This is a genomic window from Psychrobacillus insolitus (genome assembly GCF_003254155.1).
Lineage (GTDB): Bacteria > Bacillota > Bacilli > Bacillales_A > Planococcaceae > Psychrobacillus > Psychrobacillus insolitus.
In genome coordinates this window covers 1-13,341 of record NZ_QKZI01000007.1, presented here as the reverse complement: position 1 = coordinate 13,341, position 13,341 = coordinate 1, and the positions used below count along the sequence as shown (strand labels likewise).

The 13,341-nt window shown below is 34.9% G+C and carries 13 protein-coding genes and 1 rRNA gene; 9 read left to right on the top strand and 5 right to left on the bottom strand.

The window, feature by feature from the left end; genetic code table 11:
* The first annotated feature begins 55 nt into the window (after positions 1 to 55).
* The 4 genes from mutY to C7437_RS13280 all read left to right on the top strand — a co-directional run bounded on the left by mutY (position 56) and on the right by C7437_RS13280 (position 4,065).
* Positions 56 to 1,117 carry an A/G-specific adenine glycosylase gene (mutY, locus tag C7437_RS13295; protein ID WP_111440227.1) on the top strand — a complete coding sequence of 354 codons (1,062 nt, stop codon included), beginning with the start codon at positions 56 to 58 and terminating at the stop codon, positions 1,115 to 1,117.
* Positions 1,118 to 1,236: 119 nt separating this feature from the next.
* A complete protein-coding gene (locus tag C7437_RS13290; RefSeq protein ID WP_111440226.1) occupies positions 1,237 to 1,392 on the top strand; it encodes a gamma-type small acid-soluble spore protein in 156 nt (51 codons plus the stop codon).
* A 323-nt stretch (positions 1,393 to 1,715) separates the two neighbouring features.
* On the top strand, positions 1,716 to 2,255 hold the full coding sequence (gene ntdP / locus C7437_RS13285) for a nucleoside tri-diphosphate phosphatase (protein WP_111440225.1): 540 nt from the start codon (positions 1,716 to 1,718) through the stop codon (positions 2,253 to 2,255).
* A gap of 58 nt (positions 2,256 to 2,313) precedes the next feature.
* Positions 2,314 to 4,065, top strand: a complete 1,752-nt coding sequence (locus C7437_RS13280; RefSeq protein ID WP_111440224.1) for an ABC transporter ATP-binding protein — start codon at positions 2,314 to 2,316, stop codon at positions 4,063 to 4,065.
* Positions 4,066 to 4,391: 326 nt separating this feature from the next.
* Here C7437_RS13280 and C7437_RS13275 read toward each other — a convergent pair whose 3' ends face one another.
* Complete coding sequence (locus tag C7437_RS13275) at positions 4,392 to 5,474, bottom strand: FUSC family protein (protein ID WP_111440223.1); 1,083 nt, start codon at positions 5,472 to 5,474, stop codon at positions 4,392 to 4,394.
* 30 nt (positions 5,475 to 5,504) lie between these two features.
* The gene (locus C7437_RS13270; protein ID WP_111440222.1) at positions 5,505 to 6,800 is read right to left on the bottom strand and encodes a glutamate-1-semialdehyde 2,1-aminomutase; all 1,296 of its coding nucleotides are present in this window, start codon (positions 6,798 to 6,800) and stop codon (positions 5,505 to 5,507) included.
* A gap of 122 nt (positions 6,801 to 6,922) precedes the next feature.
* Here C7437_RS13270 and bcp point away from each other — a divergent pair, with 122 nt between their 5' ends.
* From bcp to perR, 3 genes are all read left to right on the top strand, one after another.
* Entirely contained in the window at positions 6,923 to 7,405 is a 483-nt protein-coding gene (gene bcp, locus C7437_RS13265) for a thioredoxin-dependent thiol peroxidase (RefSeq protein WP_111440221.1), read from the top strand.
* Positions 7,406 to 7,408: 3 nt separating this feature from the next.
* On the top strand, positions 7,409 to 8,353 hold the full coding sequence (locus C7437_RS13260) for a D-2-hydroxyacid dehydrogenase (protein WP_111440220.1): 945 nt from the start codon (positions 7,409 to 7,411) through the stop codon (positions 8,351 to 8,353).
* Between the two features lie 101 nt (positions 8,354 to 8,454).
* On the top strand, positions 8,455 to 8,898 hold the full coding sequence (perR, locus tag C7437_RS13255) for a peroxide-responsive transcriptional repressor PerR (RefSeq protein ID WP_111440219.1): 444 nt from the start codon (positions 8,455 to 8,457) through the stop codon (positions 8,896 to 8,898).
* Positions 8,899 to 8,987: 89 nt separating this feature from the next.
* Here the strand turns inward: perR and C7437_RS13250 are convergent, their stop codons facing one another.
* From C7437_RS13250 to C7437_RS13240, 3 genes are all read right to left on the bottom strand, one after another.
* Positions 8,988 to 9,704 carry a LytR/AlgR family response regulator transcription factor gene (locus C7437_RS13250; RefSeq protein WP_111440218.1) on the bottom strand — a complete coding sequence of 239 codons (717 nt, stop codon included), beginning with the start codon at positions 9,702 to 9,704 and terminating at the stop codon, positions 8,988 to 8,990.
* Positions 9,701 to 11,461 carry a LytS/YhcK type 5TM receptor domain-containing protein gene (locus C7437_RS13245; RefSeq protein WP_111440217.1) on the bottom strand — a complete coding sequence of 587 codons (1,761 nt, stop codon included), beginning with the start codon at positions 11,459 to 11,461 and terminating at the stop codon, positions 9,701 to 9,703. Before C7437_RS13245 ends, C7437_RS13250 begins: the two co-directional genes overlap by 4 nt.
* A gap of 81 nt (positions 11,462 to 11,542) precedes the next feature.
* Complete coding sequence (locus tag C7437_RS13240; protein ID WP_111440216.1) at positions 11,543 to 11,887, bottom strand: YgzB family protein; 345 nt, start codon at positions 11,885 to 11,887, stop codon at positions 11,543 to 11,545.
* 130 nt (positions 11,888 to 12,017) lie between these two features.
* Between C7437_RS13240 and C7437_RS13235 the strand changes: the two genes are divergently transcribed.
* Complete coding sequence (locus tag C7437_RS13235) at positions 12,018 to 12,884, top strand: nucleotidyltransferase-like protein (RefSeq protein ID WP_111440215.1); 867 nt, start codon at positions 12,018 to 12,020, stop codon at positions 12,882 to 12,884.
* A gap of 366 nt (positions 12,885 to 13,250) precedes the next feature.
* Positions 13,251 to 13,341, top strand: a 16S ribosomal RNA gene (locus C7437_RS13230); the annotation flags it as partial.

The window sequence follows — 13,341 nt, the reverse complement described above, 5'->3', positions numbered from 1 at the left end:
TACTTATATTATATACCCATTTTTTATGTCAATAATCGCAAGGAAGGATTTTACTTTGAACGAATTATATAAAAAACAAGTTAGAAATGCTTTAGTCACTTGGTTTCAAGAAGAAAAAAGAGATTTGCCTTGGAGAAAAACAACAGATCCATATAAAATTTGGGTTTCAGAAGTAATGTTACAACAAACAAAAGTAGATACGGTTATTCCTTATTATGAAAGATTTATCTCAAAATATCCTTCCCTTGAGTCTCTTGCAACTGCACCAGAAGAAGAATTACTGAAACAATGGGAAGGTTTAGGGTATTATTCTCGTGCAAGAAACTTACAAGCTGGAGTAAAAGAGGTAGTAGAAGAATATCAAAGTATTGTCCCTTCTACAAGACATGAGATTTCTAAGTTAAAAGGTGTCGGACCATATACAGCTGGTGCAGTACTAAGTATCGCATATGGAGTTCCAGAACATGCAGTAGATGGCAATGTAATGCGAGTGCTTTCTCGCCTTTTATTGATAAAAGAAGATATAGCCAAACCGAAAACGAAAAAGATATTTGAAGAAGCTGTGATGGAACTGATTGATGAGGACAATCCATCAGCGTTCAATCAAGGGTTAATGGAGTTAGGTGCTGTCATATGTACACCAACAAAGCCAAAATGCTTACTATGTCCGGTGAGAGAATACTGCACAGCATTTTTTGAAGGAATGCAAGAAGGCTTGCCAATCAAAACAATTACTAAAAAAACAAAAGTGCATAAAGTTAAATCAGTAGTCATACAAGCTAATGACGGGAAAATTTTACTTGAGAAGCGACCTTCTAAAGGATTACTTGCGAATATGTGGCAATTTCCTATGGTTGAATTACCGACACTTAAACATTCAGTAGAAGAAATCATCGAACTTGATTATGGAATTAGTATTAGTAAAAGAGAAGAAATTATTGCTTTCAAGCATATTTTTTCACACTTAACATGGGAAATGGAAAGTTACGGGGCATTATTAATAGAAGAAAAGAATTTAGCTGCTAATTGCAAATGGTTTACAAAAGAAGAAATAGAACTACAACCTATGCCAGTTCCCGTGCTGAAAATATGGAATACTTGGAAAGAAAAAGTATAAGATGACTTCAAACGAAAAAGCCTTAGTAAGGGATGACATTAAGACTGTTTCTTTTTTGTAATGCAAATGTATAAAATAGTATCAATTGCACATGATATATATGTGCGGGGGTGAAATCCATGAAAAAGAATAACAGTAAACCACTGAACAAGAATCAAGAATTTGCTTCAGAAACTGATATTCAACAAGTAAAAGAACAAAATCGTCAAGTAGAGTTGAAAAAACAACAAGCTAACGGTGCAAAAGCAAATCGTTCTTTTAATGAAACAAAATAACATGGATTCACCAAAAAAAAGCGAGGGCGCATTTTGCCTTCGCTTTTTTTTTCCAAAATAAAAAAACATAAGAATTTTATTGATTGCTTTGGACAGTGCTTACGCTAACACTTTCTCAGCCATTTTCGTTTATACTATTATAATAAGTTTTGTCTAAAGCCAACCAACGACATCTATGTAAAAAAAAGAGTGAAAAGCTGTGATGCATGAAAAAATTTTCATGCGTATGTTCTCTTTTACTACAACTTTTTCTCATGAATTGTTATAATGATAAAATAAGTATAAAATATAACTTTTACGCTTGATGAAAAGGTGGCTAAATCATGGCGATTCCAACAGAAGGAGAAATAATTCAAATTCATAGTTATAAGCATAATGGCCGAATCCACCGTGTCTGGCAAGAAACAACGGTATTGAAAGGCACCAAAAACATTGTAATTGCTGCAAATGAACGTACACTTGTTACTGAATCTGATGGTAGAACTTGGGTTACAAGAGAACCTTCTATTTGTTACTTTCACGCTGAACATTGGTTTAATATTATTTGTATGCTTCGTGAAGATGGTGTATATTATTACATTAACATGAGTTCACCATTTCTCTATAATAAACAAAGACTAAAATATATTGATTATGATCTTGATGTGAAGGTTTTTCCAGACATGACTTACACTATTTTAGATGAAGATGAATATGAACAACATAAAAAAGAAATGAATTATCCGAATGAAATAGATATTATTCTAAATAATAATTTAGAAAAGCTTCTCTCTTGGATCAAACAAAGAAGAGGTCCATTTGCTCCAGACTTTATCGAAGCATGGACAAGCAGGTATCATTTTCATAAACAGTTAAATGAGTAGAGGGAAAACCTGTTGAATATGCAACAGGTTTTTCCAGTTGTAGAAAGGAAGTTTTTATATGAGTTCGATGAAGCGCTATATGCAATTTGTAAAGCCTTATAATTTCCAAATATTTTTAACGATTATTATAGGTGTTGTCAAATTTGCTATCCCGTTATTCATCCCGCTACTGATCAAAATTGTTATAGACGATATTATTGGAGCGGATGCATTAACAAATGAACAAAAGATAGAGCAATTATTTTATTGGCTTGGAGGAACTGTAATAGTCTTTTTAATTATTCGTCCACCTATTGAGTACTATAGGCAGTATTTAGCTCAATTAGTGAGCAATAAAATCTTGTTTGACATACGCCAAAAAATGTATAGTCACCTTCAAAAGCTAGGTTTAAAGTATTATTCGAATTCCCGTGCTGGAGAAGTAATTTCCCGAGTTATCAATGATGTGGAACAAACGAAAAACTTCGTGATGATTGGGCTTATGAACGTTTGGCTAGATTTAGCGACTATTTTAATCGCTATTGGTATTATGCTAATGTTGAATGTGAAACTAACAATTGTAGCGCTCATAGCGTTTCCTTTCTATGCATTTAGTGTGAAGTACTTTTTTGGAAGACTTCGTGATTTAACAAGAAAAAGATCGCAAGCACTTGCAGGAGTCCAAAGCTATTTACATGAACGCGTTCAAGGTATGAGTATTATTAAGACATTTACTTTAGAAAAGCATGAACAGAAATTATTTGATAAAGCAAATGGGGAATTTTTAGATAAAGCGGTAGACCAAACTATTTGGAATGCGAAAGCTTTTGCAGTGGTCAATACAATTACAGATATTGCTCCATTGCTTGTTATTGCATATGCTGGTTATGAGGCGATAAACGGAAGATTATCTGTTGGGACAATGGCTGCATTTGTAGCGTATATTGAACGTTTGTATAGTCCACTGCGTCGTCTTGTGAACTCTTCTACGACACTTACACAGTCATTTGCATCTATGGACCGTGTATTTGAATTGATGGATGAGGAATATGACATAGTAGATAAAGAAGGGGCTACGAAATTAGAGAATTCTAAAGGCGATGTTACGTTTTCAAATGTCTCATTCCAATATGATAAAGATGGGAATACTATATTAAATAATGTGAACCTCCATATTAATGCAGGAGAGACCGTTGCATTTGTAGGGATGAGTGGTGGTGGGAAATCCACTATCATCAGTCTAATTCCAAGGTTTTATGATGTTACAGGCGGAAGTGTTCTAGTTGATGGACAAGATGTTAGAGATGTAACAATAGAATCTTTACGCAAACAAGTTGGTTTAGTGCTACAGGATAATATTTTGTTTAGTGATTCAGTGAAATCGAATATATTAATGGGGAATCCTGATGCTACTGATGAAGAGGTATTCGCTGCTGCAAAAGCTGCAAATGCACATGAATTTATCATGGAACTACCTGAAGGGTATGATACAAAAGTTGGCGAAAGAGGAGTAAAACTTTCTGGAGGTCAAAAGCAGCGTGTGGCGATTGCACGTGTATTTTTAAAGAACCCTACAATTTTAGTTCTAGATGAAGCAACTTCAGCATTAGATTTGGAGAGTGAATCATTGATACAAGATTCACTGGAAAAATTAGCATCAAATCGAACAACTATTATAGTGGCTCATAGACTTTCTACGATTACACATGCAGATAAAATCTTTGTAATCGACCATGGTAAGTTGAAGGAAATGGGAACACATCATGAACTAATGCAGCAAAAAGATGGTACGTATTATAACTTATTTCAAATTCAACAATTAGGATCATAATAAAGTAATTTAAAAACGTGCCACCTAGAAATTTAGGTAGGCACGTTTTTTAGTGATTTTAGAGGATTTGTGTGGAACTGGGAGGGTTTGCGTGGAACTCAGTACTGTCCTCTTCTGGTCATTAGATAGAAAAGGGACTCCTCTTTTATTCCCAAAAGTTTTTGCCCTTTTTCCTTCAATGTTTTAGGGGAGCAACAGACAAACAATCGTTATAGGATGACCGAAAACGAGAGGAGCTACGTGACATAGCTCCTCTCGTTCATTCTATTAAAATAAATTTTGTCCAAAGCGGCCCGTAAAGTTCATATAGAAAAAAGGCGCTTTTCTCAAAATGGTGTTTCTTCTATTTCCACGGTTAATTCTTGGCCGTGGAAAGTTTGATAAGAAGTAATTAGCATTTCTAAATGCTCTAGCTGCTCCTCATACTCTAAAATAGAAGATAATAAGTGGAGCAGATGGTAAGATGAAAATTCTTCTTCTTCTTTTGTGATTGTGATTTGATGAACGAATATATCCATTACTTCTTGTCTCTGTACTAAAGCTTCATTTTCATTCCATTCCGTATGCTCGGGTTTTAATTTACCAATGAACTTTAAATGTAGCTGTTCATGATAGGTTAAGAGAGCATCTAAACGTTCTTTAATCATCATTTTAAAATGATCAGGAAGTTGTATAAACTCATTCTCGTGAAGATGAAGCCTTTTTAAAGTATCTAAACTTTTATAGGATGCAGATATAAGCTCACGATATACAACAAGTTTTCTTCCTTTAATATGAATCGCTTTTTTGGTGTATCCACGTTCTTCATTAAAGAACAAATATAATTGATCAATTCGAATAAGTCGATCTTTCATTTGATCAATAGCATGCTTAGTTGAACCATGGTCAGAGGCATTTCTTACGGCAATACGTATCCAGCGAATGATTTCATCCTGCGTAAAGTGAATGGCATTGAATAATTTCGCTTCATATTTTGGTGGAACAAAAACTAAATTCACAACAAATGCAGCAATGACACCAACTAGAACAGTCGCAAATCGGATGAGCGCAAAAGTGATAAATTCATCACCTTGAACTTCCATGATTGCAATAACTGTTACAAGTGCTAAAGAAATCGTTTTTTCCAATTTAAACTTCAACATAATAGTAATAGCAACAATTGCTGCAAAACCTACAGCAATATAGTGGTTGCCGAAAACTAAAGAAAAGGCAACGGCAATTATCGCTCCAATTATGTTGGATTGTATTTGTTCGACTACGGTCAAATAAGATCTATAAATAGATGGTTGGATTGCAAATATTGCAGCGATTCCAGCAAACACTGGAGACGGTAGACTAAGTATATCTGCGATGAAGAGTGCGAAAACGATTGCTACTCCTGTTTTGATAATACGAGCACCTAATTTCAATTAACCTTCGTCCTTTCATCGCATTTTAATTTATTCATTATATAACTGAGCAAAAACATTATCCACAACAGTAAGTGTATCTTGTATATCTTGCTCTGTATGTGCAATGGTAATAAACCAAGCTTCGTACTTAGAGGGAGCAAGATTGATACCTTGATCTAACATGAGTTTGAAGAATTTACCGAATAATACTCCGTCCGTAGCCTCAGCTTGTTCGTAGTTTTCTACTTTGACATCCGTGAAATAAACGGAAAGGGCACCTTTAATACGATTTATCGTGATTGTAATACTATGTCTTTTAGCGGCTTCTAAAATACCGGCTTCTAGAATTTTTCCTAGTCGGTCGAGTTCTTCATAAACTCCAGGTTGTTGTAGTACTTCTAAACAAGCAATCCCTGCTTGCATTGACGCTGGATTACCTGCCATGGTTCCCGCTTGATATGCAGGACCTAGTGGAGCCACTTGTTCCATGATTTCTTTTTTACCACCATATGCTCCAATAGGAAGTCCACCACCAATAATTTTACCTAGTGCAGTTAAGTCAGGAGTTTGGTCTAACATAGTAGATGCAGCACCATAATGGAAGCGGAATGCTGTGATGACTTCATCGTAAATAATTAAAGCACCTTTGTCTTTTGCAATTTTGTGAACAAGTGACAAGAATCCTTCGTTTGGTTCAACCATTCCAAAGTTACCTACGATTGGCTCAACTAATATACATGCTAATTCTTCTCCCCATTTTTCCATTGCATCTTCATATGCTTTTGGGTTGTTGAATGGAATTGTAATAACTTCTTCGGCAATTGTTTTAGGTACACCAGCAGAATCGGGTGTTCCAAGTGTAGCGGGTCCTGATCCAGCAGCGACTAATACTGTATCGAAGTGTCCATGATAACATCCCGCAAACTTCATGATTTTTGTTCGGCCTGTATAGGCACGAGCAACACGAACTGTTGTCATAACAGCTTCTGTCCCCGAGTTTACAAAACGAACTTTATCCATAGAAGGAATTGCATCTTTTAACATTTTTGCAAATGTTACTTCATGTCTTGTTGGAGTACCATATAGTAACCCTGATTGAGCTGCTTTTGTAATGGCTTCTGTAATATGTGGATGTGCATGACCTGTAATAATCGGGCCATAAGCTGCTAGGTAATCGATGTATTTATTTCCGTCGACATCATAAAAGTAAGCACCTTCTGCTCTGTCCATAACTGTTGGAGCTCCTCCACCAACCGCTTTATAAGAACGAGATGGACTGTTTACCCCACCTACTATATGTTCGATTGCTTCTTTTTGTATTTCCTCTGATATTGTATGTAACATTTATAAACCCTCCACTTGTGTAATCTATATCTATTGTAGACATAAAAAGATAAAAAGGCGAAAGAAATTGTATCTATTGTATCTATTCGGTACGATAGAGATATACAAGGAGGAGGTAATTTATGAATACACTAGAAGGTATGATTGCACCTAAGTTTTCATTAAAAAACGAATTGGGAGAATTAGTTTCACTAGAAGATTTTGCTGGGAAGAAATATGTTGTTTTATATTTCTATCCAAAGGATTCCACTCCAGGATGTACAACAGAAGCATGTGATTTCCGAGATAACCATGATACTTTTAATGAGTTAAATGCGGTGATATTAGGGGTAAGTGGCGATGATGAAAAAATGCATACAAAATTTATCACAAAACATGGATTGCCTTTTTCACTATTAGTAGATGAAACGCATGAAGTTTCTGAAAAATACGGTGTTTGGAAGCTTAAAAAGATGTTTGGAAAAGAGTATATGGGGATTGAACGTTCTACTTTCTTAATCGATCCTACAGGGACAGTTGTGAAAGAATGGAGAAAAGTGAAAGTTGATGGACATGTTGATGAAGCAATTGAAACATTGAAAAAATTAACGAACCATGAGGATTAACTAATGAAAATATTATTTTCTTTTTTACCTAAACCGGAACAACAAGCTAATTTACTAGAAGAGTTTCCAGAAGTTGAATTTATATTTCATAAAGGACTAGACGAGAACGAGTTAAAGTCGGCGGATATCTTCGTTACATATGGTGAAGACATCGAATTGTCTCATCTTGAAACAGTCAAGCTGTTAAAATGGATTATGGTGGCATCAGCTGGACTAGAGAAAATGCCGTTAAAAGAAATAGCGGCAAGAGATATTGTCGTTACCAATGTACGAGGGATTCACAAAATACCAATGGCGGAGTCAATAATAGCGCATATTCTTTCCATAAAAAAATGCCTTCCACTAGTAGCAGAAAATCAAAAGCAAAAAGTTTGGTTTAGAAGAGTACAATCTTTTGAGTTACATGGGTCAACAGCATTAATTATAGGACCTGGAGCAATTGGCGGAGAAGTGGGAAGAATATTGCAGGCTTTTGGTGTTAAAACTATTGGTTGCAATCGAAGTGGCCATGCAGCACCATATATGGATGAAATGACATCTTTTGAGCAAATTGCGGATGTACTTCCGTTAGCGGATATCGTCATCTCTATTCTACCAAGTACAGAAGAAACAAAAGGGCTACTAACATATGAACACTTCAAGTCTATGAAACCAAGCGCTATCTTTATGAATTATGGTAGAGGAGATGTCGTGAAAGAAACAGATATTCTTCAAGCGATGCAAAAAGAATATATTGCCTATGCAGTATTAGATGTGTTTGAAAATGAACCATTAGGTCAGGATCACCCATTTTGGGAAATGGACAATGTAATTATTTCACCTCATATATCCAGTCACTCTTCACAATACTTAGTAAGAGCTCTTGAAATTTTCTCGAATAACTTAGCCTTGTGGTTGAATGGAAATAAAGAATTAGACAACATAATCGTTTTAGAAAAAGGCTATTAAAGGATTTATAATGAAATAAGCTTTAAAAATTTGACAGTCGGCTCAATTCTTACTTATACTAATTACAAATAAAGAATAAGTATGAGAAGAGGTGCATTGCGATGACGGAAGTACATTTAAGAGATGCTTTAGATACATTAAAGTCTACAGGTGTCCGAATTACACCGCAACGCCATGCGATATTGGAATTTATTATTCAAACTATGTCACATCCAACTGCTGACGATATATATAAAGCGCTTGAAAGTAAATTCCCGAGCATGAGTGTAGCAACTGTTTATAATAATTTACGTGTGTTTAGAGAAGCAGGTCTTGTAAAAGAACTAAATTATGGCGATAAATCAAGCCGATTCGATTTCATCACGAATGATCATTATCATATGATCTGTAACGCATGCGGTAAAATAGTAGATTTCCACTATCCGGGACTAGATGAAGTAGAGCATTTAGCTTCTCATCTAACAGGATATGATGTTACTTCACACCGTATGGAAATTTACGGGACTTGCCCAACTTGTAAAGAGCAAGCAACAAAAGTTCAATAAGAAAACCGAGCGTAGTGAATACGCTCGGTTTTTTTATATTGACTTTTATTTTAATCAACTTTGAAACAGGGTGTACGATTTTTTTTAGCTTACATTTCTAGTATGTCTCGAAGCTCTTTTACATAGTTTCGACTTAAAGGGATTTGTTCAGATATACCATTTAAACGTACATGATAGATGCTTGAGCTCCATGTAGATACCTCGATAATTTGGTGTGTATTTACTAAAAAACTTTTATGTGTTCGGAAAAAATGATGGCCTGTTAACTTTTCTTCTAATTCTTTTAATGTATGTTTAGAAATGAACTCTCCTTTTAATGTTCGAATTACAGTATCGCGATCATTCCGCGATACATATAAAATAGAGCTCGGTTCAATATAAATAATTCGTTCGTCCACGTGAACGGCTAACCTCAGTGTCGTTTGCGGTTGAATTGGTTGTTTAGTTAGTGATTTAATACGATCAATGGTTTCTTTCAAGCGCTTTTCTTCAAATGGTTTCAATAAATAATCTGTTGCATTTGCATTAAAAGCATCTAGTGCATAATTTGGAAAAGCAGTTGCAAAGATGATGATCGGCGGTTTTTTCATTTGACTTGTAATTTTCGCAAACTCAATTCCGTTTAACCCAGTCATTTCTATATCAACAAATACAATATCAGGTTCATCTTTCGCTACAATCTTCAGTCCCGTTTCTGCTGAATCTGCCTCACCGATGATTTCTATTTCTTTATAACTTGAAAGTAAAAAGGCTAGCTCTTCCCGGCTATATCGTTCGTCATCTATAATGATTGTTTTGTATGTCATGAGAACTCTTTCACCTCTAATTTATGTATTGTTTTTGGAATAATGAAAGAAATTACTGTTCCATTTTTATCACTTTCAATATGAAGACCATCCGAATGATGAATCATTTTTTTTAGTCTTTCATGTAAATTATATAGACCGATACCAGTACCGTCTTCAGATTCGACTTTATCGTGGAGGAGGGATGACTTTCTTGAAGCATCTATTCCTATCCCATTGTCTAGTACAGAAATAGTAATGAAATGACCTTCATCTTTAATAGAAATTTCAATAACGCCATTCTCTTTTACTTTTTGCAAGCCATGTTTAAATGAATTTTGTACTAATGTCAGAATTCCCATAGGCGGGATTGAAATATCTAACGTGTTTGGATCAATGGAATATTTTACTTGAATACGATCGCCAAATCTCGCTTCTTCTATTAATAAATAATAACGAATAAGTTCTACTTCCTTATGAAGTGGTACTAAGCTATCCGAAGAGTTTTCTACATTTTGACGAATAAATTTAGCTAGCGAAACTAGTAACGTTCGTGCTCGGTCAGGGTTTGTTCTAATTAAGGAAACAATTGTATTCATTGCATTAAATAAGAAGTGGGGATTAACTTGTGCTTGAAGTGCTTTAATTTCCGCTTCTTTTGCAAGTTCTTGTAATTGTTCAAGTTCAGATAACTCTAACTGATGACTAAATAACCCGCTCAATCCCTGTACTAATTCCACTAAAGCCGGTGTCACTAGATTTTCATTCTGTACATATATCTTTAAAGTTGCAACTGTCTCATTTTGGATTTTGATTGGTGCCATAATAGCTGCACCAAGAGAGCAGTTCGTTTCACTACATAATATCTCTTCTTTTCCGATTGTTAGCATTTTTCCGGAATTTATAACTTTCTTTGTAGACTCAGTTTGGATAGGACTGCCAGCTTTATGGTGATTACTTTCAGCTCCAATATGTGCAAGTATCGTGTCTTTATTGGTCATTGAAACTGCAAGGGTAGAAGTTTTTGAATAGATAATTTCGCATACATTTTGCGCGGATGTATAAGAAAGTCCGCCTCTCAAATGATCTAAAGTCGATTCAGCAATTTTTAATGCTTTTTGGGCACCATTTGCTTCTGTTTGATCATCGTCTTTTAGCACACTTCTTATAATTAGTATAAATAAAGCGGAACCTACACCATTTGTCACTACCATCGGGAGCATAATATTTTGAACAAGTGCCGAGGATTGTGAATATGGATCTGCTATTAGTAAGATGAGCCCCATTTGAATAGACTCTGTAACAATACCTACAATTAGTGCTATCCACGGGGAGATAAATGTTTGCTTACGAAGTTTGTGTCCGATTATTCCAGCAATAAATCCAGCAACTAATGTTGCAAATCCACAAGCTACAGCGGTAAATCCTCCAAGGAAAAAACGATGAACACCTGCGATTAATCCAGCACCGAATCCAATTCTAAAGCCGCCAAGTAATCCGCCAACTACAATTCCTAGTACCCTGGAGTTTGCAAGTGCTTCATCATGAGTTAAACTACTAGACCATCTCTCTTCCGAACCTTCTAGTGGATTGATGACTATACCTGTATAGGTCCCCACAATTCCAAATAATCCAAAAACTAAAGTTAGAGTGATTCGCTGTTTTGTAGACATCTTTGTATGATAGTCGAATAGTTTACGAAAAAACTTAAAGCGAGTCAATATAAAGGCGATTGTAGTAATAATTGCTAGTCGCTCTATTAAAGACACTATTAACACAAAAGCGACCTCCTCTAATTTTTCTTTCTAGTATATAATATTTAACAAATTAAAACACCTTGCTAAAAGCAAGGTGTCCGGTTATCTCTTTCTATTTAATGATTGATCAAACTCTTGCCCTTCAAGTGAAGGATCAAGCGTTAAAGGTTCTTTACAATACATACACATATCAACTCGTCCTAATACTTTTGTGTGCTTCCCACAATTCGGACAAACAACTTGTACAGCTTTAGTAGAAAGTAAACCAATCCAAAGGTATACACCAGTACTCGCCAAAATAGATAGTAGTCCAAGTGTCATGAAAATAGTTACTAAAATTGCGTTTTCTCTAAAGAAGATAGCACCATACATAATGATGAATCCGAAGAATATGAGTCCTAATGCAAAGGAACGTATTCTATTTATTTTGTTTTTATAGGGTTTCATTACTTTACCTCCTAATTTCTAAATCCACTATATCATATTTCAAATGGAAGTAATATTTTTATATAGTTATAGAAGGAAAAACTAATAAGTTGTCGAAAGTCTATAGTGAGGAAGTAAAGGAGGCGCAATTTTGGAAGCATTGTTGAGACCTATTTATCAAGAAAGAGCTAGTCAACCAAATACACTTGGAATCATATTAGTAGAAAAAAGAGCAGAAGTAAGCCCAAGTACAGATACATTTGATTCCATCTTGTTTATTCTGACTAAAGAAGCTGAACAACCGGTATTTACAAAACATTATACTTTTCATGATAAGAAAGCTGCATTACATATCATTACGGAGAAGCAACTTAGAAAATGGTTAACGTTAGGTACGAATCCTAAATTAGTAGATTGGTTAATAAATGGAAGAGTAGTATTTGATCGAAATGAATTTATTGAGCAACTAAAAAAGGAATTGGATGACTTTCCTGTCAATGGAAGAAAAATAAGAATGGGAATTGAATTTTCAAAGCTAACTCGTAGATATTTAGAAGGCAAGTTGTTTTTTGAACAATTGAATTATCTAGACGCTTATAGCCATGTTGTAGAATCTTTGCACCATTTAGCGCGACTGGCGGTATTGCAAAATGGAATGCATCCAGAGGTAATGGTTTGGAAACAAGTAAAACAAGTAGATCCTTCTATATATAAACTGTATGATGAGATTGTTTCGAGTGAAGAAACATTGGAGAAACGATTAGAGCTTTTGTTTTTAGCTAGTGAATTTCTTATTCATTCGAGAATAAAAGAGGGCGCTCAACATATTGTAGAAGTACTTTCGACAAAAGAGTTTTGGACGATACAAGAGATCCATGAGCAAGAAGAGCTTAAAAATTACTCCGTGGATTTAGAAGTCTTCATTGAATTTCTTGTTGAAAGAGGTTTAATTCTTATTGAAAAAAAACATACGAAAAGTAATGAAATCATGCATAGATACTATAAAGTAGAGCGATAATAGATCAATAATAAAAACGAACTTTTAAAAAGTTCGTTTTTATTGTTGACATTTATACTGAAACTGTTTTATAATAATAAACGTCGTCAAGAACGACACGAAAAATAAATGCTAAAAAAGTATTTTAAAAAACTTCTTGACTCTTCACCAACAAGGTGATAAATTAGAGAAGTCGCAAAAAACGACTTAGTAAAAAAACAAAATGAACATTGAAAACTGAACATGCAAAACGTTAAGAAATACAGCTTATTGACTGACTTCGGTTAGCTCGATAGCAAAACATTTTTGACATCATTTAATGATGATGCCAGCAAAACAAAATGAGCTTTTAAACTAGTTCTAATTTGTTGAGTTTTATACTCAACTATTATGGAGAGTTTGATCCTGGCTCAGGACGAACGCTGGCGGCATGCCTAATACATGCAAGTCGAGCGAATGATGAAGAAGCTTGCTTCTT

Bases quoted from the DNA above. Each gene is read 5' to 3' on its own strand.
- bcp (WP_111440221.1), top strand. From the start codon at position 6,923: ATGAATACACTAGAAGGTATGATTGCACCTAAGTTTTCATTAAAAAAC.
- C7437_RS13290 (WP_111440226.1), top strand. From the start codon at position 1,237: ATGAAAAAGAATAACAGTAAACCACTGAACAAGAATCAAGAATTTGCT.
- ntdP (WP_111440225.1), top strand. From the start codon at position 1,716: ATGGCGATTCCAACAGAAGGAGAAATAATTCAAATTCATAGTTATAAG.
- perR (WP_111440219.1), top strand. From the start codon at position 8,455: ATGACGGAAGTACATTTAAGAGATGCTTTAGATACATTAAAGTCTACA.
- C7437_RS13280 (WP_111440224.1), top strand. From the start codon at position 2,314: ATGAGTTCGATGAAGCGCTATATGCAATTTGTAAAGCCTTATAATTTC.
- C7437_RS13250 (WP_111440218.1), bottom strand. From the start codon at position 9,704: ATGACATACAAAACAATCATTATAGATGACGAACGATATAGCCGGGAA.
- C7437_RS13270 (WP_111440222.1), bottom strand. From the start codon at position 6,800: ATGTTACATACAATATCAGAGGAAATACAAAAAGAAGCAATCGAACAT.
- C7437_RS13240 (WP_111440216.1), bottom strand. From the start codon at position 11,887: ATGAAACCCTATAAAAACAAAATAAATAGAATACGTTCCTTTGCATTA.
- C7437_RS13260 (WP_111440220.1), top strand. From the start codon at position 7,409: ATGAAAATATTATTTTCTTTTTTACCTAAACCGGAACAACAAGCTAAT.